This is a genomic window from Shouchella oshimensis (genome assembly GCF_004375095.1).
In the GTDB taxonomy this organism is placed as follows: domain Bacteria; phylum Bacillota; class Bacilli; order Bacillales; family Bacillaceae_D; genus Shouchella; species Shouchella oshimensis.
In genome coordinates this window covers 398,465-423,001 of sequence record NZ_SNUX01000001.1, presented here as the reverse complement: position 1 = coordinate 423,001, position 24,537 = coordinate 398,465, and the positions used below count along the sequence as shown (strand labels likewise).

At 41.8% G+C, this 24,537-nt stretch carries 22 protein-coding genes; 20 read left to right on the top strand and 2 right to left on the bottom strand.

What is annotated here, in order from left to right; genetic code table 11:
* Nucleotides 1-7 precede the first annotated feature (7 nt).
* The 6 genes from carB to E2L03_RS02120 all read left to right on the top strand — a co-directional run bounded on the left by carB (nucleotide 8) and on the right by E2L03_RS02120 (nucleotide 6,979).
* Nucleotides 8-3,196: a carbamoyl-phosphate synthase large subunit gene (gene carB / locus E2L03_RS02145; RefSeq protein ID WP_038480905.1), complete on the top strand. Its 3,189-nt coding sequence runs from the start codon at nucleotides 8-10 to the stop codon at nucleotides 3,194-3,196.
* A 63-nt stretch (nucleotides 3,197-3,259) separates the two neighbouring features.
* Nucleotides 3,260-4,039: a dihydroorotate dehydrogenase electron transfer subunit gene (locus E2L03_RS02140; RefSeq protein ID WP_055735839.1), complete on the top strand. Its 780-nt coding sequence runs from the start codon at nucleotides 3,260-3,262 to the stop codon at nucleotides 4,037-4,039.
* A complete protein-coding gene (locus tag E2L03_RS02135) occupies nucleotides 4,040-4,978 on the top strand; it encodes a dihydroorotate dehydrogenase (RefSeq protein ID WP_134258508.1) in 939 nt (312 codons plus the stop codon).
* Complete coding sequence (gene pyrF, locus E2L03_RS02130) at nucleotides 4,951-5,670, top strand: orotidine-5'-phosphate decarboxylase (RefSeq protein WP_038480897.1); 720 nt, start codon at nucleotides 4,951-4,953, stop codon at nucleotides 5,668-5,670. Before E2L03_RS02135 ends, pyrF begins: the two co-directional genes overlap by 28 nt.
* Complete coding sequence (gene pyrE, locus E2L03_RS02125; protein ID WP_038480894.1) at nucleotides 5,667-6,302, top strand: orotate phosphoribosyltransferase; 636 nt, start codon at nucleotides 5,667-5,669, stop codon at nucleotides 6,300-6,302. Before pyrF ends, pyrE begins: the two co-directional genes overlap by 4 nt.
* A gap of 32 nt (nucleotides 6,303-6,334) precedes the next feature.
* On the top strand, nucleotides 6,335-6,979 hold the full coding sequence (locus E2L03_RS02120) for a class I SAM-dependent methyltransferase (protein WP_078440094.1): 645 nt from the start codon (nucleotides 6,335-6,337) through the stop codon (nucleotides 6,977-6,979).
* 98 nt (nucleotides 6,980-7,077) lie between these two features.
* Here the strand turns inward: E2L03_RS02120 and E2L03_RS02115 are convergent, their stop codons facing one another.
* Nucleotides 7,078-8,784: an Rqc2 family fibronectin-binding protein gene (locus tag E2L03_RS02115; RefSeq protein WP_134258507.1), complete on the bottom strand. Its 1,707-nt coding sequence runs from the start codon at nucleotides 8,782-8,784 to the stop codon at nucleotides 7,078-7,080.
* 143 nt (nucleotides 8,785-8,927) lie between these two features.
* Here E2L03_RS02115 and E2L03_RS02110 point away from each other — a divergent pair, with 143 nt between their 5' ends.
* The 13 genes from E2L03_RS02110 (at nucleotide 8,928) to spoVM (ending at nucleotide 23,720) form a co-directional block, all read left to right on the top strand.
* Nucleotides 8,928-11,645, top strand: coding sequence for a cation-translocating P-type ATPase (locus tag E2L03_RS02110; protein ID WP_134258506.1), 2,718 nt, complete (start codon nucleotides 8,928-8,930; stop codon nucleotides 11,643-11,645).
* 212 nt (nucleotides 11,646-11,857) lie between these two features.
* Nucleotides 11,858-12,121 carry an extracellular matrix/biofilm regulator RemA gene (gene remA, locus E2L03_RS02105; protein ID WP_035395155.1) on the top strand — a complete coding sequence of 88 codons (264 nt, stop codon included), beginning with the start codon at nucleotides 11,858-11,860 and terminating at the stop codon, nucleotides 12,119-12,121.
* A 22-nt stretch (nucleotides 12,122-12,143) separates the two neighbouring features.
* On the top strand, nucleotides 12,144-12,755 hold the full coding sequence (gene gmk, locus E2L03_RS02100; protein ID WP_038480882.1) for a guanylate kinase: 612 nt from the start codon (nucleotides 12,144-12,146) through the stop codon (nucleotides 12,753-12,755).
* Nucleotides 12,755-12,982: a DNA-directed RNA polymerase subunit omega gene (gene rpoZ / locus E2L03_RS02095; protein ID WP_038480880.1), complete on the top strand. Its 228-nt coding sequence runs from the start codon at nucleotides 12,755-12,757 to the stop codon at nucleotides 12,980-12,982. Before gmk ends, rpoZ begins: the two co-directional genes overlap by 1 nt.
* Nucleotides 12,983-13,081: 99 nt before the next feature.
* Nucleotides 13,082-14,290 carry a bifunctional phosphopantothenoylcysteine decarboxylase/phosphopantothenate--cysteine ligase CoaBC gene (gene coaBC / locus E2L03_RS02090; RefSeq protein ID WP_134258505.1) on the top strand — a complete coding sequence of 403 codons (1,209 nt, stop codon included), beginning with the start codon at nucleotides 13,082-13,084 and terminating at the stop codon, nucleotides 14,288-14,290.
* The gene (gene priA / locus E2L03_RS02085; protein ID WP_124742230.1) at nucleotides 14,287-16,689 is read left to right on the top strand and encodes a primosomal protein N'; all 2,403 of its coding nucleotides are present in this window, start codon (nucleotides 14,287-14,289) and stop codon (nucleotides 16,687-16,689) included. The genes coaBC and priA overlap by 4 nt, the downstream gene beginning before the upstream one ends.
* 32 nt (nucleotides 16,690-16,721) lie before the next feature.
* Nucleotides 16,722-17,642, top strand: a complete 921-nt coding sequence (fmt, locus tag E2L03_RS02080) for a methionyl-tRNA formyltransferase (protein ID WP_038485779.1) — start codon at nucleotides 16,722-16,724, stop codon at nucleotides 17,640-17,642.
* On the top strand, nucleotides 17,629-18,981 hold the full coding sequence (rsmB, locus tag E2L03_RS02075; RefSeq protein WP_038480873.1) for a 16S rRNA (cytosine(967)-C(5))-methyltransferase RsmB: 1,353 nt from the start codon (nucleotides 17,629-17,631) through the stop codon (nucleotides 18,979-18,981). Before fmt ends, rsmB begins: the two co-directional genes overlap by 14 nt.
* A 37-nt stretch (nucleotides 18,982-19,018) precedes the next feature.
* Entirely contained in the window at nucleotides 19,019-19,771 is a 753-nt protein-coding gene (locus E2L03_RS02070; RefSeq protein ID WP_124742229.1) for a Stp1/IreP family PP2C-type Ser/Thr phosphatase, read from the top strand.
* A 1-nt stretch (nucleotide 19,772) separates the two neighbouring features.
* Entirely contained in the window at nucleotides 19,773-21,866 is a 2,094-nt protein-coding gene (gene pknB / locus E2L03_RS02065; protein ID WP_134258504.1) for a Stk1 family PASTA domain-containing Ser/Thr kinase, read from the top strand.
* Nucleotides 21,867-21,902: 36 nt separating this feature from the next.
* Entirely contained in the window at nucleotides 21,903-22,784 is an 882-nt protein-coding gene (gene rsgA, locus E2L03_RS02060) for a ribosome small subunit-dependent GTPase A (protein ID WP_038480865.1), read from the top strand.
* A 2-nt stretch (nucleotides 22,785-22,786) separates the two neighbouring features.
* Nucleotides 22,787-23,431 (top strand): ribulose-phosphate 3-epimerase, encoded by a 645-nt coding sequence (rpe, locus tag E2L03_RS02055; protein ID WP_055735849.1) that lies wholly within the window; start codon nucleotides 22,787-22,789, stop codon nucleotides 23,429-23,431.
* Between the two features lie 208 nt (nucleotides 23,432-23,639).
* Complete coding sequence (gene spoVM, locus E2L03_RS02050; RefSeq protein ID WP_035395149.1) at nucleotides 23,640-23,720, top strand: stage V sporulation protein SpoVM; 81 nt, start codon at nucleotides 23,640-23,642, stop codon at nucleotides 23,718-23,720.
* 41 nt (nucleotides 23,721-23,761) lie between these two features.
* On the opposite strand, the gene rpmB is transcribed toward spoVM, so the two are convergent.
* A complete protein-coding gene (gene rpmB / locus E2L03_RS02045) occupies nucleotides 23,762-23,950 on the bottom strand; it encodes a 50S ribosomal protein L28 (RefSeq protein ID WP_035441949.1) in 189 nt (62 codons plus the stop codon).
* A 201-nt stretch (nucleotides 23,951-24,151) separates the two neighbouring features.
* On the opposite strand from rpmB, the gene E2L03_RS02040 reads away from it, so the two are divergent.
* On the top strand, nucleotides 24,152-24,514 hold the full coding sequence (locus tag E2L03_RS02040) for an Asp23/Gls24 family envelope stress response protein (RefSeq protein WP_035395148.1): 363 nt from the start codon (nucleotides 24,152-24,154) through the stop codon (nucleotides 24,512-24,514).
* Nucleotides 24,515-24,537 lie beyond the last annotated feature (23 nt).

The following is a 24,537-nucleotide window of genomic DNA, read 5'->3' as shown; positions in this document are numbered from 1 at the left end:
TGTTGATATGCCAAAGCGTACAGATTTAAAAAAGATTCTTGTGATTGGTTCAGGACCGATTGTTATTGGTCAAGCAGCGGAATTTGATTATGCAGGCACTCAAGCGTGTCAAGCATTAAAAGAAGAAGGGTATGAAGTTATTCTTATCAATTCTAATCCAGCTACCATCATGACAGACACTACGATGGCAGATCAGGTTTATATTGAGCCGTTAACATTAGAGTTTGTAACGAGAATAATCCGCAAAGAGCGTCCAGATGGTCTCCTGCCAACGTTAGGAGGACAAACCGGTCTTAATATGGCGTTAGAACTTAAAAACGCAGGTGTACTCGAACAATACGATATTGAATTGCTTGGCACAAAACTTAGTGCAATTGAACAAGCGGAAGATCGTGAACAATTCCGAGCGCTCATGAATTTACTTGGCGAGCCTGTACCTGAAAGTGAAATCGTTCATACATTAGCCGAAGCGGAAAAATTTGTAGCGCACATTGGTTTCCCTGTTATTATTCGACCTGCCTACACCCTAGGGGGAACAGGTGGCGGAATTGCTTACAATGAAGAAGATTTACAAGAAATTGTTGCGAGTGGCTTAAAGTATAGCCCGGTAACTCAGTGTCTTGTAGAAAAAAGTATAGCTGGGTTTAAAGAAGTGGAATATGAGGTAATGCGTGACGCTCAAGACGAGGCCATCGTTGTCTGTAATATGGAAAACTTTGATCCGGTAGGCGTACACACAGGCGATTCAATCGTCTTTGCTCCAAGCCAAACGTTATCAGATCGAGATTATCAAATGTTGCGTAACTCTTCCCTCTCAATTATTCGAGCTCTTGGAATTGAAGGTGGATGTAATGTGCAATTTGCCCTCGATGCTCACAGCGACCAGTACTATATTATTGAAGTGAATCCACGGGTTAGTCGTTCTTCGGCCCTTGCTTCAAAAGCAACAGGCTATCCAATTGCTAAAATTGCCGCTAAGATTGCAGTTGGCTATCATCTCGATGAATTAAAAAATCCTGTAACAGAAACAACGTACGCCAGCTTTGAGCCTGCTCTTGACTATGTTGTTTCCAAAATTCCAAGATGGCCGTTTGACAAATTCGAAAGCGCTAATCGAACATTAGGAACGCAAATGAAGGCAACCGGTGAAGTGATGGCGATTGGGCGATCTCTTGAAGAATCGCTTTTAAAAGCGGTTCGCTCTTTGGAGGCAGGCTACGATCATCTCATTGATTCAACGTTAGAAGAGCAAACAGCGGATGCATTACTTCAAAAAGTATCAAAAGCGGATGATGAGCGCTTGTTTGCCATCGGTGCACTCCTTCGAAAAGGCATATCCATAGAAGACATTTATGAAACGACTAAGATTGATCGGTTGTTCTTAAGAAAGCTAGCCCGAATTGTCAACTTGGAAGAGCAGTTAGAAGAAGCACGAACAAATGAGAATGTGTTAAGAAAAATAAAGCGAGCAGGATTTTCAGATTCCTTTATCGCTTCAACATGGAAAACAGAAGAACAAGCTGTATACGAGTTACGAGATGCAGCCGGGGTAAAGCCTGTCTATAAAATGGTGGATACGTGTGCGGCGGAGTTTGCTTCGCCTACGCCATACTTTTACAGCACCTACGAACATGAAAACGAGTCGAGTGTGACGGAACAAGAAAGCATTTTGGTGTTAGGCTCAGGTCCTATCCGTATTGGTCAAGGTATTGAATTTGATTACGCAACGGTGCATACAGTATGGGCGATCAAAGAAGCTGGTTATGAAGCAATCATTATGAACAATAACCCGGAAACGGTGTCAACTGACTTTTCAACATCGGATAAGCTTTATTTTGAACCATTAACGATTGAAGATGTCATGAACGTTATTCAGCTAGAACAACCGAAAGGGGTTATTGTGCAATTCGGTGGTCAAACGGCAATTAATCTTGCTGCTGATTTAGCGGCAAGAGGCGTGACGATTATTGGAACTCAACTAGACGATATGGATCGAGCTGAAAATCGAGATAAATTTGAACAAACCCTTATGCAGCTGGACATTCCTCAACCACTTGGTAAAACGGCAACATCGGTGGAAGGCGCAGTAGTAATTGCAACGGATATAGGCTATCCTGTACTGGTTCGACCTTCTTATGTGCTGGGTGGTCGAGCAATGGAAATCGTTTATCATGAAGAGGAATTGCTACGGTACATGAAGTCAGCTGTTAAAGTGAACCCGAAGCACCCGGTTTTAATTGACCGCTATCTAACAGGGAAAGAACTTGAGGTTGATGCTATATCGGATGGAGAAGATGTCTATATCCCAGGGATTATGGAGCACATTGAAAGAGCAGGTGTCCACTCAGGGGACTCTATCGCTGTTTATCCTCCACAAACGGTACCTGATTACTTAAAGGAACGACTCATTGAGCGGACAACAAAAATTGCTCGTGGGCTAAACATTATAGGTCTACTGAACATTCAGTTTGTGTGGCACCAGGATGATGTGTATGTATTAGAAGTGAATCCGCGTTCGAGCCGTACGGTTCCCTTTTTAAGTAAAATTACCGGTGTACCTATGGCAAATATTGCAACTCGGGTCATGTTAGGAGAGACATTAGCTTCGCTAGGGTATGGTACAGGCTATCACCCTGAAGCGAAGGAAGTATCAGTGAAAGTACCAGTCTTCTCATTTGCGAAATTAAGACGTGTCGACATTACTCTTGGACCTGAGATGAAGTCAACTGGAGAGGTGATGGGACGTGATCGAACCCTCGAAAAGGCGCTTTATAAAGGTCTGGTCGCATCAGGAATGAATATTCCAACGCATGGTTCTGTGTTGTTTACTATTGCGGATAAAGATAAAGAAGAATCCATTGAGATTGCTAAACGTTTTCATGAAATTGGTTTTAGCATTATGGCAACTTCAGGAACTGCGGAAAAGCTCAAACAAGTAGGAATTCCGGCTCGAATTGTTAATAAAATTAACGAAGGTAAGCCACATTTACTTGACCTTATTCGTCAAGGTGAGGCGCAGTTTGTAATCAATACACTAACAAGAGGCAAACAACCAGCAAGAGATGGCTTTAGAATTCGACGAGAATCTGTTGAAAATGGTGTCGTTTGTCTTACGTCGATTGATACAGCAGCAGCGCTACTAAGCGTACTTGAATCCATTACATTTGCTGCAGAAAGTATGCCACAACCCGTATAAAACGTGGGAGTCACTGCCTCAGGCAAGTGACTCTTTCCATGAAATCATGAAGGAGTGACAAAGATGAGAGATCGTTACGGCAAGCTAACGGTTGTTAGCCAAACACAGGTTGCAAAAGATAGTTATGAACTTGTACTTGAAGGACCAACAGTTGGGCAGATGAAGGAGCCAGGTCAATTTCTTCATGTACGAGTTGACGAAACAGAAGACTTGCTTTTACGTCGGCCAATCAGCATTGCAAATGTCGATCTCAGTAAAAAACGAGTGACTATGATCTATCGTGCTAGTGGTGCAGGAACAAAACGGCTAGCAACCTATGAAACAGGCAAATCATTAAATGTAATGGGACCACTTGGACAAGGGTTTCCTGTGAATGAAGCGAAAACAGGCGATGTTGCGCTATTAGTTGGTGGTGGTATTGGTGTGCCACCTTTGTATTATCTGGCTAAACAGCTTGTCGCAAAAGGCGTAACGGTTAAAACCGTCCTCGGTTTTGCCTCTAAACAAGACGTTTTCTATGAAGATGCTTTTCGAGAACTTGGTGACGTCTACGTAACGACAGTAGACGGCTCTTATGGAATGAAGGGTTTCGTAACGAACGCAATTGATGACAAACAGCTAGTGTCTGATATTCTCTATTCTTGTGGACCAACACCAATGTTAAAGGTGCTAACAGAGCGATATCGAGGGAAGCGAGCATTTATTTCACTCGAAGAACGAATGGGTTGTGGAATTGGCGCTTGTTTTGCATGTGTGTGTGCAGTTGAAAAGGGTGAAGCATACGAATACAGAAAAATTTGTACCGATGGACCTGTTTTTCCAGTAGGGGAGGTTGTGTTGTAAATGGATCGTTTACGAGTAGATTTACCAGGGCTAAAAATGAAAAACCCGGTTATGCCTGCGTCTGGTTGCTTTGGATTTGGTAAAGAATATGCGCAATTTTTTAATTTAAATGAGTTAGGAGCCATTGCCATTAAAGCAACAACGCCAGAGCCACGGTTTGGAAACCCTACTCCTCGAGTAGCGGAAACAAAAGCTGGAATGCTAAATGCCATCGGACTACAAAATCCTGGTTTAGCTGGCGTAATTGAAAAGGAATTACCACGTTTTAACGACTATGATGTGCCGATTCTTGCTAATATTGCCGGGTCTACAATGTCCGATTATATTGAAGTAGCAGCACAGCTTTCTTCAGAAACGAATGTCCATGCCCTTGAGCTGAATATTTCGTGCCCGAATGTCAAGCAGGGTGGCATCGCTTTTGGTACTATACCTGAAACAGCAGCCGAATTAACAAGAGAAGTAAAAGCTGTCTCTCAAGTGCCTGTCTATGTAAAATTGTCTCCAAACGTGAGTGATATTGTTGCTATGGCAAAAGCAGTTGAGCACGCAGGTGCAGATGGTCTATCAATGATTAATACCCTTTTAGGTATGCGAATTGACGTTAAAACGCGACAGCCGATTCTAGCTAATACGTATGGTGGCTTGTCTGGACCAGCCATTAAACCAGTAGCCCTCCGTATGATTCATCAAGTAAGTCAGCAAGTAGACATTCCGATTATTGGGATGGGCGGGATTCAATCGGCTCAAGATGTAATTGAGTTTTTACTAGCGGGTGCAAGCTGTGTAGCAGTAGGAACAGCAAATTTCGTCGATCCATATACATGCCCGACAATCATTGACGAACTGCCACAATGGTTAGATGAGTTGGAAATGAATACAGTGACAGATATTATAGGAGGGAGCTGGAAACAATGCAAAACCCACTCTTCATTGCACTAGACTTTAATCATAGAGGAAAACGACGCCAATTTTTAGAGCATTTTCAAGATGAGCAAATCGACGTAAAAGTTGGGATGGAACTTTTTTATCGAGAAGGGGTAAAAGTGATTGAGGAATTAAAAGACGCTGGTCATGAAATTTTTCTTGATTTAAAGCTTCATGATATTCCTAATACTGTAAACCGAACGATGCGTGTGTTAGCTGAAATGGAAATCTCAATGGTGAACGTGCATGCTGCCGGAGGTCAAGTGATGATGGAAGCCGCCATTGAAGGATTAGAGGCGGGTACAAGACCAGGAAAAGAACGACCGAAACTGATTGCAGTGACACAGCTAACAAGCACGAATGAAGAAATGCTTAAGCAACAGTTGCACATTGAGGGCTCACTAGAAAGCGTTGTGTGTTCGTACGCCCAGCTTGCCAAAGAGGCTGGTTTAGATGGGGTTGTTTGTTCCGCTAAAGAAGTTCCTTTGATCCAGAAAGGCTGTGGGGCTGACTTTCTAACTGTCACACCAGGTATTCGTCGACATACGGATCATCATGGTGATCAAATTCGAGTTGTCACACCGGCAGAAGCAAGAGCACTTGGAAGTTGGGGGATTGTTGTCGGGAGAAGTTTAACAACAGTGAATGATCCGTTACATGTATACAAAGAAATGAATGCAGACTGGAAGGGAGTGGCTCTACGATGAGTCAAAAAATTGCCAATCACTTACTAGATATCAAGGCGGTAACATTATCGCCAAATGAACCCTTTACTTGGAGCTCAGGAATAAAATCACCGATTTATTGCGACAATCGTTTGACACTTTCCTATCCTAATGTGCGTAAAGACATTGCTAAAGGGTTAGCGCAATTAATAATGAAATATGCTCCTGATGCTGAAGTCATTGCAGGAACCGCTACAGCAGGCATTCCACACGCTGCTTGGGTAGCAGACGAACTCAATTTACCAATGATTTACGTAAGAGGAAGTGCAAAAGGGCATGGAAAGAAAAATAAAATTGAAGGACATTTAGCTGCCGCTAGCAAAGTAGTTATTATTGAAGACTTAATTTCTACAGGTGGAAGCTCAATTGCTGCTGCTGAAGCAGTGCGTGAAAGTGGAGGAGACGTTTGCTTTGTTGCAGCAATCTTTTCGTACCAATTGCAAGCAGCAGAAGTACAGTTTCAAGAAGCGAACCTGCCTTACCATGTGTTAAGTGAGTACGAAACGCTGATTGAACAAGCAAAACAAAGAGGATTTATATCGGAACAAGAGCAACGTAAGCTTGAGTTATGGCGGGACAATCCTCAAAACGAAGAGTGGCTAGTGGTGCAATGATAAAGTAAAGGCGGTGTAGCCTGGTGAGAAAAATGGAAGGAAGCGAATTTGATCCATTGGTTCAGTTTTTTGATGAAATGGTTTCTACAAAATGGCTTTCAACGATTCACCAACAGCTAAAAGCGTTCTCAGGCACGTGGCAAGACAAGACGGTTTTAGACGTAGGATGCGGAACGGGTCGACTGCTGCTTAGAGGCGCTCATGAAGCGAAATTGTTAACCGGCATAGATATTTCCAGGGAAATGGTTAAGAAAGCAAATGAATTGTTTAAAGAAGCTAACATGGAGAATAAGGCAAAAGCAGTTGAAGGTGATGCCATGAATTTACCTTTAAATGGCACTACTTATGATCTTGTATTTTCAACGTGTGCGCTATTTTTACTACCTTCTATTGAGACAGGGCTCCATGAGCTAAGAAAAGCAACGACTCCTGGTGGCAATCTTTTTTTATTAAATCCTGCTCCTCATATGTCAATAGCAGCGGCAAATACATATGCGAGCACTCATCAATTTTCGGAAAAGGAAACCGCCTTTCTTATAAAATGGGCAACGGTATCGGAGCGGCGTCATCGCAAAAGTGAACACCAGTTAACACAATTGTTAAAAGAAGCTGGTTATTTCACCATTGATCATGAACCGGTGCTTGACGGGCTCGGCCTATTGACAAAAGCTTATTAAAAACGAATAAAAAGAGCGCAAACGACGAGTAATCAGAAGTCGTTTGCGCTCTTTTGTTTTTTTGTGCATGGTGTTGTTATGCCACAGATGAGCTTTTATTACAGCTTCAATTGTTTCACAATGTCTTCATCTGGTGTGACGAAAAGGGTTGTTTGGTTATCGTATGTGACATAACCAGGTTTAGCGCCACTTGGTTTTTTTACGTAGCGAATTTTCGTATAATCAACTGGGACGGAGCTTGAATCCCGTGCTTTAGAGAAAAAAGCAGCGATAAGAGCGGCTTCTTTTAGCGTTGTCTCGTCAGGATTCATATCTCGAACAACAACATGTGAGCCTGGAATCTCTTTTGTATGCAGCCAAATCTCGTTTTGGCGAGCCAGTCGATTCGTAAGATAGTCATTTTGACGGTTATTTTTGCCGACAAGAAATTCAATTCCTGTTGAAGATTGATACCGTTCAAGAGTTGGGTTAGCTGCTTGCTTTTTTTTCTTTTTCCCTTGTTGCTGACGCTTTTTAACATAGCCCTCTTCCATTAATTCCTCACGAATTTCCTCAACATCTCGTGGAGAAGCAGAGTCCATTTGTTGAATAAGGGATTCTAAATACGCTAATTCTTGTTCTGTTTTTGCTAGCTGATCAACAACTTCTAATCGAGCGGTTTTGGCTTTCTGGTATTTTTTAAAATACCATTGGGCATTTTCAGAAGGAGTTTTCTGTGGATCAAGCTCAATGATAATCGTTCCGCCTGCCTCATCGTAATAATCAACAACTTCGATTTCAGTCATTCCACGCTTAATCGCAAAAATATTCGCTGTAAGCAGTTCACCCATTTTTTGAAACTGAGTCGCTTCTTCTGCTTGGGTTAATGTTTGCTCAAGTTTTTTTTGTTTACGAATATTTTTTTGGTATTCATTTTTCAACAGTCGCTCTAAATCATGAGCCTGCTGTTTCACCCGATCTCGCTCAGCTTTGCCGTAGTAATACGCATCCAGTAGCTCGCTAGCAGTCGGAAACACTCGTTCTTCTCCTTCTGCATGATGAAGAGAAAGGTATGAAAAAGTCTCTTTTGCACCTTTTCGCAAGGTGAATGTGTACTGATGATTTTGAATCTCTTCCATAATCGTAACAAACGAATGTGGTACCGTTTGTTTGTTTGCAAAGCCTGCCCGATGGACAATTTCTTTAGCGAGTAATGGAGAGACACCTGCAAATGCTGATACCAGCTGTTTGTCCATTTTACCAGCATTAAAGTCAAGGTGTTTTACAACATCAGATGCATCCGCTTGAAATGGATTTACTTTATCTTGGGCGGGAGGGGCTTTATAGACTTGTCCAGGTCCCACCGTTCGATAGCTACTCTGGTCAAAACGAACGTGTTTTATACTATCTAAAATTGTTTCTGAGTGGGGGTTGGTAAGAATGATATTGCTATGACGTCCCATAATTTCAAAGATCAATATGCGTTCTGTTTGGTCGCCAAGTTCATCTTTATTTGCGATAGCCATTCGGATGACGCGATCAAAGCCGTCTTGACTAATCGAACGAATAAAGCCACCTTCAAGATGCTTACGTAGTAGCATACAAAACATTGGTGGTTCACTTGGGTTGTCATATTTTTCAGTTGTTACATGAAGACGTGCGAATTGAGCATTGGCAGAAGCGAGCAGTGAGTGATTCTTTCCTTTTGCTCGTATCGTCATGATTAATTCTGTTTTATATGGTTGGTGAATTTTTGATATTCGCCCACCTATTAAGTGTTGAAGTTCATATGTGATAGCTCTTGTCATCATGCCATCATAAGACATGTGATCACCTCTTTACTTTCTACAACTCGTTTCCTTGATAAAGTATAGCATGTTTTTCGGACTTGCTGAATAAGATGGCTTGTAAGTATAGCATGTACAGTTTATGAGGACAAAGGATGGATGTAGATGTGTGAGGTGTATTCATGAAATGGTATAACATGAAGCATGAAGAAGTGGAGCATAAAACCAATGCAAGCTTGTCAGACGGGCTAACGGATAAGAATGTGAAGAAGCGAATCAGTACGTATGGATTGAACAAGCTTAAAGAAGCCGAAAAGGCGTCTGCTTTGGCAACCTTTTTGGCGCAATTTAAAGACTTTATGGTTCTCGTATTACTCGCCGCAACGTTAATATCTGGATTAATAGGCGAAATGCTTGATGCTGTGACAATTATGGGTATTGTCTTCCTGAATGCAATTCTAGGTTTTGTGCAAGAACGAAAAGCAGAAAAGTCACTAGATGCTTTAAAAGAACTGTCGGCACCGCAAATGAATGTTTTGCGAAATCGTGAATGGGTGAAAGTGCTATCCAGCGAAATTGTACCTGGAGATTATGTGAAAATTAGTGCTGGAGATCGTGTTGGAGCTGATCTTCGGTTAATATCTGTATCCGGTTTACGAATTGATGAAGCTTCTCTAACCGGTGAGTCTGTTCCAACTCATAAGCATGAGCATGCTATCGAATATACAGACGTCTCACTAGGAGATCAAGAAAATATGGCTTTCATGGGGACAATGGTTACCCAAGGTAGTGGAACAGGCATTGTAGTTGCTACAGGAATGAAGACAGAGATGGGAAAAATTGCTCACCTTCTTCAAGGTACAACGAATGTTGTTACACCATTGCAGCGACGCTTAGAGCAACTTGGAAAGACGTTAATCGCTGTTGCGCTATTACTAACAGCTCTTGTTGTTGGCATTGGTGTTATACAAGGTCACGATGTGCAAACGATGTTTATTTCAGGGGTGTCGTTGGCTGTCGCAGCTATTCCGGAAGGATTACCTGCTATTGTGACGGTTGCATTAGCTCTAGGAGTACAGCGAATGATCAAGCGACGAGGTATCGTTCGAAAGCTTCCTGCTGTTGAGACACTAGGGTGCGCTTCTGTTATTTGTTCAGATAAAACTGGTACACTTACACAAAATAAAATGACAGTAAAAGAGCTTTGGACAGCTAGTGAACACGTCACTGTTACCGGAAATGGTTTTGAAACAGAAGGGCAGTTTAAAGAACAAGAATTGATCGTAGTACCCAATAAAAAACCGACCGTAAGTCGTCTATTAAGCTATGGAGTGCTTTGTAATAATGCAACGCTTGTAGAAAAGGAAGTGCGTGAAAAACGCAAAAAGAAGACAACACTTGTGTTAGATGGGGATCCAACTGAGGGTGCACTCCTTTTATCTGCTTTAAAAGCAGGTTATTCACAAGAAGGTTTGCAAGGGCAATTTAATCGAATTCAAGAGTTTCCCTTTGATTCGGGAAGAAAGATGATGACAGTTGTTGTAAAGGATAAGCAGGGGCAATCGTTTGTTATTACAAAAGGGGCACCAGACGTTGTTCTTGCTCATTGCGAACGTATTCAGAAAGGGACGTTAGATGACATCTTAACAGGGACAGAGCGAAAGCAAGTGAATGCAATTGTTGATAGTATGGCAAGTAAAGCGCTACGAACGATTGCCATTGCGTATCGTCCTTTAAAGGTAGGCGAAACGTGCAAAACAACGACAGAAGCAGAGTCGAATCTAACCCTTATTGGTATTCAAGGTATGATCGATCCTCCACGAGAAGAAGCAAAGCAAGCCATCCAAGAGTGTCGTGAAGCCGGGATTAAAACGATTATGATCACTGGAGATCATAAAATAACAGCAGCAGCGATAGCAAAAGAACTAACCATCTTACCAGAAGGGGGTCTTGTCATCGATGGGAAGACCCTTGATACACTTTCTGTCGAAGAACTTGAAAATAGGGTAGAAGATATTTACGTTTATGCTAGAGTATCGCCAGAACATAAATTAAAGATCGTTCAAGCTCTCCAAAAACGTGATCATATTGTAGCAATGACAGGGGACGGCGTAAACGATGCACCGGCTATAAAAGCCGCCAATATCGGAATTGCGATGGGAATCACCGGTACAGATGTTGCAAAAGAAGCGTCTGAATTAGTGTTAGCCGATGATAATTTCTTAACAATTAAAGAAGCGATTAAGGAAGGGCGTAATATTTACGAAAATATTCGTAAGTTTATTCGCTACATGTTAGCATCTAATGTCGGCGAAATTTTAGTGATGTTATTTGCCATGATATTAGGCATGCCACTGCCACTAGTAGCGATACAAATACTATGGATCAACCTCGTAACAGATGGTTTGCCAGCGATTGCATTAGGTATGGATCAGGCTGAAGGAGATGTTATGAAACGGAAGCCTCGAAAACAAAATGAAAGTGTCTTTGCACGTGGGCTTGGTTGGAAAATTATTAGCCGGGGCATTATGATTGGTGTTGTAACAATCGCGGCTTTTGCACTTACGTACAACAATAATCCTGAACAACTTATTTTAGCACAAACTGTTGCCTTTTTAACACTCGTGATGGCGCAATTAATACATGTGTTTGATTGTCGCAGCGAATACTCCATCTATCACAGAAATTTATTTGAAAACAAATACTTAGTAGGAGCTGTATTCATCTCAGTTCTTCTCATGATTGCGGTCATTTATGTACCTCAGCTTCAACCCATTTTCCATACTGTCCCTCTAGGTTTACAAGAGTGGTTACTCGTTATGGGTATGGCCGCTATACCAACCGTTGTTCTCGGTGGGTTTCAATTGTTTAAAAAGCAAGACGTACGTACTGCTCAATAATGATAGCGAAGGTTGCTCCAAGAGGTTTTCGTATAACTCTTTTGGCAGGCAGCCTTTTTCGTGATCTTTACGGCACATGCGAAATAAGGTAAAATTAGTACTTACATGAATCTTGTACGAGTTTCTCGGATATTTACCCGTATAACAATAGAGAGATTTGGTATAATGAGTGATAGAATAGCAGCTCGTTTACTTTTATGGAGGATTGAAGAATGACCATTAAATTAATCAACATTGGCTTCGGCAATATTGTCTCCGCAAATCGAATTATTTCGATTGTCAGTCCAGAATCGGCACCAATCAAGCGCATTATGCAGGAAGCTCGAGAACGGAATATGTTAATTGATGCGACATACGGAAGAAGAACTCGGGCTGTCATTGTGACAGATTCTGACCATGTAATCTTAAGTGCGGTTCAACCAGAAACGGTTGCTCAACGATTACATACGAAAGACGAAGAAGCTGACGAGGCTTAAAAGCGGGAGGTAAACCATTTTGATGAAGCGAGAAAAGGGGCTATTAATCGTTCTATCAGGTCCAGCTGGTGTTGGCAAAGGGACGGTTTGTGGCGCTCTTCGGAAACAAGATACAGCGATTGAATACTCTGTTTCTGCGACAACGAGAAAGCCAAGAGCTGGAGAGGAACATGGAGTCAACTATTTTTTTAAATCAAGAGAAGAGTTTAAAGAAATGATTCAAAATGACGCGTTGCTTGAATGGGCAGAATATGTAGGTAATTTTTATGGAACGCCCATCGATTATGTGAGAGAAACGATTGATGCAGGTAGAGACATTATTTTAGAGATCGAAGTTCAAGGAGCACAAAAGGTTCGCAAAGCATTCCCGGAAGGTGTCTTTATTTTCTTAGCTCCTCCAAGCTTAAAGGAACTACGGGATCGCATCGTTGGTCGAGGTACAGAAACAGAAGATATTATTAATGAACGGATGCATGTGGCGAAAGAGGAAATTGATTTAATGCGCATGTATGACTACGTTGTCGAAAATGATGAAGTGGAGCTTGCTGTCGAGCGCATTAAAGCAATTGTTACAGCTGAACACTGTCGTCGTGAGCGATTAAAATACCAAGAATTAGTTGAGGTGAAGAAATAATGCTTTATCCATCCATTGATAGCTTATTAGAAAAACTCGATTCAAAATACTCACTTGTGACCGTCTCTTCAAGACGTGCTCGAGAAATGAAAGAAGTAGCTAGTCGAGTACCTCTAGCAACTCAACCGAAATCGTATAAATTCGTTGGATTAGCTTTAGAGGAAATTGTGCAAGATCGTTTAACCCATCGCGTTCCGTCACAAGACGAAATGGACAATAAAGAGTAAATACTAAATAGCAAGCTGTCTTCGTAGACTAAAAAGCACTTCTTTTGTAAAGTAAGTGATTAGTAGAGGAGACAGCTTTTTTTATGCGAGGTGACCAAAGTGTTGAAAAATAAAACGATCGTTATTGGAGTAAGTGGAGGAATTGCTGCTTTTAAAAGCGCGGCATTAGTTAGCAAACTCACACAAGCTGGGGCAAATGTTTATGTCGTGATGACTGACTCTGCAAAGCAATTTATTGCCCCTACGACATTTCAAGCACTGTCTAGAAACGAAGTCTATACAGATACATTTTATGAGCCTGATTCAACAAAAATTGCACATATCGATCTTGCAGATCAAGCCGACCTTGTCCTTGTTGCGCCTGCTAGCGCAAACACAGTGGCAAAGGTAGCAAATGGACTTGCCGATAATATGTTAACGACGATGTTATTAGCAACGAAAGCACCTGTTGTGTTTGCCCCGGCTATGAACGTTAATATGTATGACCATCCAGCCACACAACGAAATTTACAGCAATTAAAAGCGTACGGCTTTCAAGTGATTGAACCCAATGCCGGCTATTTAGCCTGTGGATGGGTCGGCAAAGGTCGAATGGCAGAGCCAGAAGACTTATTGGAACTCGTTCAACTGATGTGCTTAGATCAAACTGTATTTACCGGAAAGCGGGTGTTGATTACAGCAGGACCAACTCGGGAAAAAATCGATCCTGTTCGGTATTTGTCGAACTATTCTTCTGGCAAGACAGGCTATGCCCTTGCTACAGAAGCGAGAAACCGTGGGGCTCATGTAACGCTTGTAACGGGTCCAACAGGCTTAAAGCCTCCTAGCGGTGTAGATGTTGTGCCGATACAATCAGCTGAAGACCTCTATGAAGAAGTGACAAAGCGATTTAATGACGTTGATATTGTTGTGAAGTCTGCTGCAGTAGCAGATTATGCTCCTGAAATTGTCGAAAATCAAAAGCGGAAGAAACAAACAGATCAATGGTCTTTACCGCTAAAGAAAACCCGTGACACGTTAAAGCGTTTAGGTGAGTTAAAGCAAAGCCAAGTGCTTGTTGGATTTGCAGCTGAATCGCAAGACGTTGAATTCTACGCAAAAGACAAGCTTGAAAGAAAAAACCTAGACCTCATTGTTGCGAATAATATTACAACGGAAGGCGCAGGGTTTGATCATGATACAAATATCGTGACTGTTTATGCAAAAGATCACTATGAGAAACGTTACCCACTTGCATCAAAGAAAGATGTGGCTCTTCATATTTTTGATGAAATTGAAGCCTATATGAAAAGAAGCGATGTCTTGTGATTGCGCGTATTATTGTAGACGTACCTACCGCACAAACAGATCGACTCTTTGATTATAAAGTTCCAAACGAATGGGATACGCTTGTTCAGCCAGGTATTCGGGTTGTCGTACCTTTTGGACCGCGTAAAATCCAAGGCTTTGTTATGGAGCGAACTGATACAAGTGACGTGAAAAATATGAAAGCCATCATTGAAGTACTGGATCCTGTGCCGGTGCTGAGCGATGAATTGCTAGCCCTTGGCAAGTGGTTAGCAAAGGCAACGATTTGTTTTCAAGTTACTGCTTTTCAAGCGATGCTACCAGCGGCATTAAAGACAAAAGTCTCTAAAAAAATTCAAGTAAGGGTTGAAAAAACGGAGCTGCCAGAACAGGTACGTATCTTATTTGGTAATGGGAATCAATTGGATTGGGATTCGTTAAAAAAAGGGGAACCAAGTCATCTTCTTACAATGAAAAAGGCTATAGAAGCGGGTCTTGTTGAAATTGAATATGCAACAAAAGCGCATACGAAAATGAAAACAGAACGAGTTGTTACGGTTAGTGATGTATCTGACTCAGAGCTTGAATCCGTTCAGCGAAAAGCGAAGAAGCAGTTTGAATTGATTCAATACTTGAAGAAAAAAAAGCAGCCTTTCCCATCACAGCAAGCGATGAGCGAAACGAAAACGAGTCGTGCGACGCTAAACGCATTACTTGACAAAGGGTTGGTTCGTGAGTGGGCACAAGAAGTGTACCGGGATCCGACAAGCAATGATACGTTTAACAAATCAGAGCCGCTTTTATTAACGCCACAGCAACAAGAAGCACTTCACATGATTTCACGTCCCATTGAGGAAGACCGATATGAAACGATTCTACTGCACGGTGTCACAGGAAGTGGAAAAACGGAAATCTATTTACAAGCAATTGCTAAAGTACTGGAAAAAGGGCAAGAAGCTATTATGCTTGTTCCTGAAATTTCGCTTACTCCACAAATGGTGAATCGTTTTAAAGCTCGTTTCGGCAATTTAGTAGCCATTATGCATTCTGGTTTGTCCAATGGGGAGAAATATGACGAGTGGCGGAAAATTCATAGAAAAGAAGTCAGTGTTGTTGTAGGAGCTCGTTCCGCTGTATTTGCACCATTTACAAACCTCGGTTTACTTATTGTTGATGAAGAGCATGAATCAAGTTATAAGCAAGAAGAAGCACCACGTTACCATACAAGAGATGTTGCGAAATACCGTGGAGAGATCCATCGAGCGCCAGTCATATTAGGAAGTGCGACCCCATCAATTGAATCGTTCGCTCGTGCAAAGAAAGGCAACTATACGTTGGTTTCGTTGCAAGAACGAGTAAATGCACGGCCGATGCCTGAAGTAGAAATTGTGGATATGCGTGAGGAGCTTCGCAATGGTAATCGTTCAATGTTCTCTAGAGCGTTGCTTCAAGGCATCCGAGACCGGTTGGATCGAAAAGAACAATCGGTGCTATTTTTAAATCGACGTGGTTATTCAACATTTGTTATGTGTAGAGATTGTGGCTATGTGGCATCATGTGATTATTGTGATATCTCATACACCTACCATCGAAAAGGGCATTCGTTAAAATGTCATTATTGCGGCGATGAAAAACCAATGCCAACAACATGCTCGGAGTGTGGAAGTGAACACATTCGATTCTTCGGCTCAGGTACACAAAAAGTCGAAGAAGAGCTGTATAAACATTTCCCAGAGGCGACCGTTATTCGAATGGATGTCGACACAACAAGAAAGAAAGGCTCTCATAAGGCATTACTCGATGCATTTGGACAAGGCAAAGGCGATATTTTACTTGGTACACAAATGATTGCAAAAGGGCTTGATTTTCCAAACATCACGTTAGTCGGTGTCCTTGCTGCAGATTCAATGCTCCATATTCCAGATTTTCGAAGTGCAGAGCGGACATTTCAAGTGTTAGAACAAGTTGCAGGACGAGCAGGACGGGCAGAATTAACAGGAGAAGTGATTGTTCAATCATACACCCCAGAGCATTACAGCATTCAACTTGTAAAGCAACACGACTACGAGCAATTTTTCGCAAGTGAAATGAGAATACGTAAGCAAGGTGGCTATCCCCCTTATTATTATATGGCTCTTCTAACGATCTCTGATCAAGATTTAGCCACAGTAATAAAAACATCCGGGAAAATAGCGGAATACTTAAAACGTACCCTAAGCAAGGATACGGTCGTTCTTGGCCCTGTTGTCTCGCCAATTGCCCGTATCAAAGATAGATATCGCTATCAATGCGTGATAAAATATAAACATGAGCCGAAATTATATGAGACGTTAGAGACCGTATTAAACCATTATCAACGGGATACGACAACGAAACGGTTATCAATTAGTATGGATGTCCATCCGTACTTTTTTATGTAAGGACAGGAGTGACGAATGTGAACATTATTTTTATGGGGACTCCGGATTTTTCAGTCCCGATTTTAAAAACATTACTTGACCATTATACGGTTATAGCAGTTATTACACAGCCTGACCGTCCAGTTGGACGAAAGCGTGTGCTTACACCTAGCCCTGTAAAAGTAGAGGCGGAAAAGCACGGTATTCAGGTATTACAACCAGAAAAAATTCGTGACGACTATGCAGACATTGTAGCCTTAAAACCAGATCTCATTGTTACAGCCGCCTATGGTCAAATTGTACCGAGAGCCCTACTTGATGCACCTGAGCTTGGCTGTATTAATGTTCATGCATCGTTACTTCCAAAATACCGCGGTGGAGCGCCTATACACCAAGCGATAATAGATGGAGAAAAGGAAACGGGCATCTCGATTATGTATATGGAAGAAAAACTAGACGCTGGTGATGTTATTTCCAAAAAAGCCATTCCCATTCATGACCAAGATGATGTAGGCACGATGCATGCAAAACTTAGTCAGTTAGGGGCTGAGTTGCTCATCCCGACAATAGAAGACTTACGTGAAAAACGAGCAAATCCTGTTCCACAAGTGCATGAAGAAGCAACCTTTGCGCCAAACATTCGTCGTGAACAAGAAGAGTTACAGTGGGACAAAACCGCACAGCAGCTAGCTAATCAAGTTCGAGGCATGCGGCCTTGGCCAGGTGCATTTACGTGGATGGATGGAAAACGTTTAAAAGTGTGGGCAGCTATGGCAACGGATGAACGAACATCAGAACAACCAGGGGTCATTATTCGCGCATCAAAAGAAGGCATCTATGTGGCAAGTGGAGAAGGAACGATTCTTTGTTTACAAAACGTTCAGCTTGCAGGAAAAAAAGCAGTTGATGCCAGCTTACTTGCGCATCAATTCACTATTTCAAATCATTTAGGAGTACAGCATGACGAAGGATAAAGCAACCGTACGTGAAGTCGCAATGGATGCGCTAGTTAAGATCGAGAAGAACCAAGCTTATAGCCATTTACTCGTTAATCATACATTAAAAGAAGCAGGACTAAGCCATCAAGATACAGGTTTATTAACAGAACTTGTTTATGGAACGGTTGCACGACGGTTAACACTCGATTATTACTTAGCGCCATTTTTAACGAAAAGCAAGAAGAAGCGAGAGTTGTGGGTTGATGTGTTACTGCGTCTTTCTGTTTACCAAATGGTTTATTTAGACCGTATTCCAGACCGGGCCATCGTTCATGAAGCAGTGACCATTGCCAATAAACGAGGACATAAAGGAATAAGTGGACTTGTAAATGGTGTATTGCGCTCCATTCAACGCGAAGGCCTTCCAACGTTTAGTGCCATAAAAGATGAAGTGGCTCGCTTAGCCATTGAAACAAGCCATCCTGAATGGCTATTAAAAAAGTGGATAGAACAGTATAGTTATGATGAGGCAAGAGCAATGGCGTTCATAAACAACGAGCCACCTGAAACGAGTCTGCGAGTAAATCGAATGAAAGCGACAGTGGAACAAGTCATTCGTAAGTTAGATGAGGAAGGGGTGGAAGTCGTTCCTTCAGTGCTCCTGCCTGATCTTGCTGTTATCGTAAAAAAAGGCAATCCATTCTCAACAGCCGCTTATCAGAACGGCTATTTTACAGCGCAAGATGAAGCTTCTATGCTTGTTGGCCTTCTTGTAGGAGCAGAAGAAAATATGGATGTACTAGATACATGTGCTGCTCCTGGAGGGAAAACGACTCACCTAGCAGAAACGTTAAATGGAACAGGAAGTGTGACGTCTTTTGATTTACATAAGCAAAAGATTAAACTCATTCATGAACAGGTGACGCGTTTACAGTTACCGAATGTAACGGCAGATACACAAGATGCCAAAAAGTTAACAGATCGAATAGACCATTCTTATAACCGGGTTCTTGTTGATGCACCTTGTACCGGATTAGGTGTTATTCGCCGTAAACCAGACATTCGATGGTCAAAAACTGAAGAAGATATTAATCGCATTACACATACACAACAGCTTATTTTAGCAAACGCCAGCCAATTTGTGCAGCCTACTGGTACCCTTGTGTATAGTACGTGCACGGTTGACCGTGAAGAGAATGAACGTGTTGTTGAAGCGTTTCTTTCAAATCATCCTTTTGTTGTAGATGAGGCGGCGTTTGACCGTTTACCGAAGCAAGTAAGAGAGAGGGGTCGTTTTGGTCAATACGGTTTAACCATTCTTCCGCAAGATTTTCAGACAGATGGATTCTTTATGGTTGCTTTAAAGCACGTGTAATCGTTGTACAAGGATAAGCCATTCAAAAATTGAGGTGATGGATTTGGTAGAGAGCACGGCATTTTTAACTGACATTGGAAAAGTTCGCTCGAACAATGAGGATAATGGTGCAGTTTTAACGTCTTCATCGGGAACACTAGCGTTTGTTGCTGATGGTATGGGAGGCCATTCAGCTGGTGACGTGGCGAGTGCTATAGCCCTTCGAATTATGAAGAAGAATTGGGATGAATTACCGGTTTCGTTGTCTGCAGTAGAAGCAGAGGCTTTTCTACAAGAAACTTTCGTTGAAATGAACCAAGCAATCTATACCCATGCTAAAGAAAATAAAGATTGTGAAGGGATGGGGACGACGGCTGTTGCTGCTTTTTGTACTGAAGACTATATTGCCATCGCTCATGTTGGCGATAGTCGCTTGTATTTAGTAACAGAAGAAGGATTAAAGCAGCAAACGATGGATCATTCCCTTGTTGCAGAACTTGTGAAAAATGGTCAATTGTCCCATGAGGAAGCAGAAGATCATCCGCGAAAAAACATCGTTTTAAGAGCGCTCGGCACAGAATCTGTTGTGAAAGTTGATACAGAAACCATAGCCGCTGACGCTGTTCGTTTGTTAATGATTTGTTCTGATGGCCTTTCTGATAAAGTAAAAGATACTGAACTAGCTACAGAATTAAACCGTGAGGATGAGCTGTCCCAAATTGCTAAGTCTCTAGTAGCACGGGCGAATGACCGTGGAGGCGAAGATAATATTTCTGTTGCGTTAGTACGATTTACAGAGGAGCTTGAGTAGCATGATTGGAGAACGAATTGGCGACCGCTACGTCGTTTTGGACAGCATCGGCGGAGGTGGGATGGCGAATGTCTATTTAGCACTTGATGTTATTTTAGATCGTCATGTCGCAGTAAAAGTACTTCAGCCTCAATTCTCAAAAGACGAACAGTTCATTAAGCGCTTTAGAAGAGAAGCGCAAGCAGCAACAAGTTTGAATAATCCTCATATCGTCAATATTTTTGACGTTGGAGAAGAAGAAGATCTTTATTATATTGTCATGGAGTATGTAAAGGGCCGTACGCTAAAAGAAGTCATTCAAGAAGATGGTCCTTTAGATATTGCCACTGCCCTTGACTATTTCAAACAAATTTTGCATGGCGTAGGACATGCCCACGCTATGCAAATTGTCCATCGTGATATGAAACCGCAAAATATTCTTATTAGCGAAGATGGGGAAGCAAAAGTAACTGACTTTGGGATTGCTCGTGCAATGACATCCACGACAATTACTCATACAAATTCAGTCATGGGATCTGTTCACTATCTATCTCCCGAACAAGCTCGTGGCGGTCATGTGACGTACCGTTCTGACTTATACTCGTTAGGGATTGTTCTATTTGAAATGGTAACAGGAAGAATTCCGTTTTCTGGAGATACTGCTGTATCTATTGCAATTAAGCATTTGCAAAACGACATTCCATCGGCTAAGGAACTAGTATCGAGTATTCCGCAAAGTGTGGAAGACATTATAAAAAAAGCAACGATGAAAGACCCGTCACAACGGTTTAATTCTGCCGAAGACGTCATCTGGGCTTGTGATATGGCGTTAGATCCAAATCAATCCTTGCAGTTGCATACTCAATCAGAAGAGGCCGATGAAGAAAAGACGAAAGAACTACCAATTGTAGCTGGCTTTTCGAATAATGAAGATCAAGATAAAACGATTGAAATTCCAGTACAAAAACAAGAGAGTGTCCCAATAGAGGCAGTCAACCAAGAAGATCCAAAAAAGGAAGCAGAACAAACAAAAAAGCCAGCGAAAAAGAAAAAGAAATGGCTGTGGATCAGTATTATTGGCATTGGTGTATTAATAGGGGCGTTTATCCTAGCGCTAACGTTGTGGAGTGGAGTGTTTTTTGTAGAAGAAACAACCATACCTGATGTGGAAGGAATGGAAGAGAACGAAGCAATTGATGAAATCGAAAACCAACGGTTGATAGCAAACGTTGAGCCGATCTCAACAGATGAATATGAACCCGGACAAGTAGCAAATCAATCTCCACGAGCTGGTCGTACGGTGAAAGAAGGATCGGAAGTTACTCTATATGTCGTAGCATCGAGAGAAGAAGTAACGTTAGATGACTACTCTGGTTATACGTTTACACAAGCGGAGCGTTTGCTTGAGCAGCTTGGTTTTGAAGTGGAAGAGCAGTCTAGAGAAGATAATAGTGCCCAAGAAGGAACCGTCATTTCACAAAGCCCATCAAATGGTTCAAGCGTTGTTCCAGCCGATACGACGGTGGTACTCACTGTTGCTGTTCCAGAAACCATTCAGCTAGATGACCTCGTCAATCAAACTGAAGAAGATGTTCGGGCGTATTTTAATGCAGAGGGCTTAAGAGGTACGTTCGAACGCGAGCATGATGAGGATATACCGGCAGGACGCGTTATTCGACAATCACCTGAACCTTTAACAACAATGGAACAAGGTGATCGTGTTGAAATAGTGTTATCCCGAGGACCTGAACCAAATCAACCAGATGAAACCCCTGAAGTTCCACAACAACCTGAAGGAGAAGTCGAGGACCCGGTAGCCGCTGATCCTGTAGAAGATCCTACAGAAGAAGAGGAGCCAAGCTCGGTCTATCGAGTTACACAAACAGTTGTTGTTTCAGAAGAACATCAATCAGAGGAACGTAGCTTTGCTGTGCGAATCGTCGCAACAGATGCTAATTCCCAAGGTGATGAGCGGGTTGTTATTGAAGAAACCATTACGACGACAACAGATTTTACGATTGATTTACGGGTCAGCCCAAGCTACCCAGGTTCGTATGAAGTCTTTATCGATGATGAGTTTAATCGAGAATCGGATGTGTATGAATATGAAGAATAAAGGCGCGTTTCTCGCGCCTTTTTAAGGAGGAGTTGCATGCCGAATGGATTGATTATGAAGGCATTGGCAGGCTATTATTACGTATATGACAAAGGAACCATCATACAGTGTCGCGCAAGAGGTGTGTTTCGTAAACAAAAGCGTTCACCCCTTGTTGGAGATCATGTAGAATATCAAGCGGAAAATACAACAGATGGCTATATTATGGATATTCAAGAACGAAGCAATGAACTTGTGCGACCACCGATTGCCAATGTTGACCAAGCGTTTTTACTGTTCTCTGTTAAAGAACCTGATTTTTCAGCAGCACTTCTAGATCGCTTTCTCGTTCATATAGAGAGACAAGAGATCTTGCCAATCATAATCGTAACAAAAATGGATTTACTTACAGATGATGAGAAGGAGACTATTCAATCATTTGTCTCGCTTTACGAAAAAATTGGCTATCAAGTACGGTATACTTCCTCAAAAGTAGAGCTGGACTTTAGTGAGTTAACACCACTTATTAAAGACAAAGTAACTGTAATTGCTGGACAGTCAGGAGTCGGAAAATCGTCCTTACTTAACTTATTAAAACCAGGGATGAATTTAGAGACTAATGAAATCTCAAGTCATTTAGGGCGTGGGAAACATACGACTCGCCATGTCGAATTAATTGAAATCGAGCAAGGCTTAATAGCCGACACTCCGGGATTTAGCTCACTAGATTTTGAGCAAATGGAGCAAGAAGATTTACGCTTTTATTTTCCTGAATTTGTTGAAGCAATGGATGAATGTAAATTTCGCGGCTGTTTGCATGATAAAGAGCCAGGTTGTGGTGTGAAGAGAGGGTTGGAAGAGGGAGAGATTCAGCAATCGAGATACACCAACTATCTCCAGTTTTTAGAAGAAGTAAAAAGTCAGAAAAGGAGATATTAAAGATGATAAAAATAGCCCCGTCTATTTTAGCCAGTGATTTCTCAAGAATGGGTGATAATGTTAAAGAAATGGAGCATGCAGGAGCTGATTGGATTCATATAGATGTAATGGATGGTCAATTTGTACCACCGATTACGTTCGGTCATCAAATGGTAGAAGCGATTCGCCCGTTAACTAGCCTGCCCCTTGATGTTCATTTGATGGTTCAAGCCCCTGAAAATCAAATTGATTTTTTTGCTAAAGCAGGAGCAGATTGTATAAGTGTTCACGTTGAAGCAACTAATCATTTACATAAAACGATTCACTCGATTAAACAGGCAGGGCTTAAAGCAGGGGTTGTCTTAAATCCAGGCACGTATGCAGACGTCATTATTCCTGTTATTCAGGATGTTGACTTCGTGCTTCAAATGACGGTGAATCCTGGCTTTGGCGGACAATCCTTTATTCCAACGACGTTAACGAATATTAAACGTCTACGGGCTTTAATTGATGAATACAAACTACCTGTCGATATACAAGTTGATGGGGGTATCAATGTGGAAACGGCAAAAGCATGCGTAGATGCAGGAGCGACTATTTTAGTAGCAGGGTCGTCCATTTTTCAAGCCGATCACTATGAGAAAGCGATTGCAGAAATTCGAGGATAAAGTAGGTCTGATTTTCTTTTCTCCCGCATACGCTAGAGTAACGACGGGTGGACACGTTCGGTGATAGAAAAAGTTCTATGCATAGGTAAAGAGCTAGTGAGGCGATTGGCTCTAGCAGGTGCGTCAGACCTTCATCTATTCGTAATGTGTACTCGAACGACATTTCTAGAGCAAGGGCCGGCTCAAATGCTCTTTAGGAGGAGGATCTATGAAATTCTATACGATCAAGCTACCGAAGTTTTTGGGAGGATTTGTTAGAGTTATGCTTGGCTCGTTTAAAAAAGACTAATCAAAAAAAACGCCTTTGCAACTGCAAGGCGTTTTTTTTGATTAAACACGTTCTACTTTTCCGGATTTAAGTGCACGAGCAGAAACGTATACACGTTTAGGTTTTCCATCTACCATGATACGAACTTTCTGTACGTTTGCACCCCAACGGCGCTTTGTTTTATTCATTGCATGAGAGCGCTTGTTTCCAGAACGCGCTTTACGACCAGTAATATAACATTCACGAGCCATGTCAGTGGCACCTCCTTAAAAACAGTCTCGTTTTTCATCACGATGACTTAGTCACCCAAGTATCTTAGCATAGCCATCAACAGAAAGCAATAAGTAAAGACAAGTAAATCTCCTTGACTAAAAAATGACTTTTAAAATGGTAGGTGATATAGTAAGATATTGATACGTATGCACACTGTATTTTATTGAAGGAGGCAAACCATGACTATTGAATTGAAAACTCAGTTTGGCACAATTGATGTGTCTCAAGATGTCGTTGCAACTATTGCAGGAGGTGCCGCAATCGATTGTTACGGGATTGTCGGAATGGCTTCACAAAAACAATTTAAAGATGGGTTAAGTGACCTACTTGGTAGAGAGAATTTCAGACGTGGTGTTATTACGAGAGAAAACGGAGATGAACTCCATATAGATATGTACATTATCGTCAGTTATGGTACAAAAATATCTGAGGTTGCGCATAACGTCCAATCAAAAGTTAAGTATCATTTGGAAAAAATGCTCGGACTTGATGTAGAATCAGTCAATATTTTTGTACAAGGGGTTCGTGTGACGAATCCATAGGAGTAAAGGGGGAAGACAAGGTG

Coding starts and splice junctions, on each gene's coding strand:
- rsgA (WP_038480865.1), top strand. CDS start 21,903: ATGCCGAATGGATTGATTATGAAGGCATTGGCAGGCTATTATTACGTA.
- rpe (WP_055735849.1), top strand. CDS start 22,787: ATGATAAAAATAGCCCCGTCTATTTTAGCCAGTGATTTCTCAAGAATG.
- pyrE (WP_038480894.1), top strand. CDS start 5,667: ATGAGTCAAAAAATTGCCAATCACTTACTAGATATCAAGGCGGTAACA.
- gmk (WP_038480882.1), top strand. CDS start 12,144: ATGAAGCGAGAAAAGGGGCTATTAATCGTTCTATCAGGTCCAGCTGGT.
- E2L03_RS02110 (WP_134258506.1), top strand. CDS start 8,928: ATGAAATGGTATAACATGAAGCATGAAGAAGTGGAGCATAAAACCAAT.
- E2L03_RS02070 (WP_124742229.1), top strand. CDS start 19,019: ATGGATTTGGTAGAGAGCACGGCATTTTTAACTGACATTGGAAAAGTT.
- remA (WP_035395155.1), top strand. CDS start 11,858: ATGACCATTAAATTAATCAACATTGGCTTCGGCAATATTGTCTCCGCA.
- pyrF (WP_038480897.1), top strand. CDS start 4,951: ATGCAAAACCCACTCTTCATTGCACTAGACTTTAATCATAGAGGAAAA.
- carB (WP_038480905.1), top strand. CDS start 8: ATGCCAAAGCGTACAGATTTAAAAAAGATTCTTGTGATTGGTTCAGGA.
- E2L03_RS02140 (WP_055735839.1), top strand. CDS start 3,260: ATGAGAGATCGTTACGGCAAGCTAACGGTTGTTAGCCAAACACAGGTT.
- pknB (WP_134258504.1), top strand. CDS start 19,773: ATGATTGGAGAACGAATTGGCGACCGCTACGTCGTTTTGGACAGCATC.
- fmt (WP_038485779.1), top strand. CDS start 16,722: ATGGGGACTCCGGATTTTTCAGTCCCGATTTTAAAAACATTACTTGAC.
- rpmB (WP_035441949.1), bottom strand. CDS start 23,950: ATGGCTCGTGAATGTTATATTACTGGTCGTAAAGCGCGTTCTGGAAAC.
- E2L03_RS02115 (WP_134258507.1), bottom strand. CDS start 8,784: ATGTCTTATGATGGCATGATGACAAGAGCTATCACATATGAACTTCAA.
- rpoZ (WP_038480880.1), top strand. CDS start 12,755: ATGCTTTATCCATCCATTGATAGCTTATTAGAAAAACTCGATTCAAAA.
- rsmB (WP_038480873.1), top strand. CDS start 17,629: ATGACGAAGGATAAAGCAACCGTACGTGAAGTCGCAATGGATGCGCTA.
- E2L03_RS02040 (WP_035395148.1), top strand. CDS start 24,152: ATGACTATTGAATTGAAAACTCAGTTTGGCACAATTGATGTGTCTCAA.
- E2L03_RS02135 (WP_134258508.1), top strand. CDS start 4,040: ATGGATCGTTTACGAGTAGATTTACCAGGGCTAAAAATGAAAAACCCG.
- spoVM (WP_035395149.1), top strand. CDS start 23,640: ATGAAATTCTATACGATCAAGCTACCGAAGTTTTTGGGAGGATTTGTT.
- E2L03_RS02120 (WP_078440094.1), top strand. CDS start 6,335: ATGGAAGGAAGCGAATTTGATCCATTGGTTCAGTTTTTTGATGAAATG.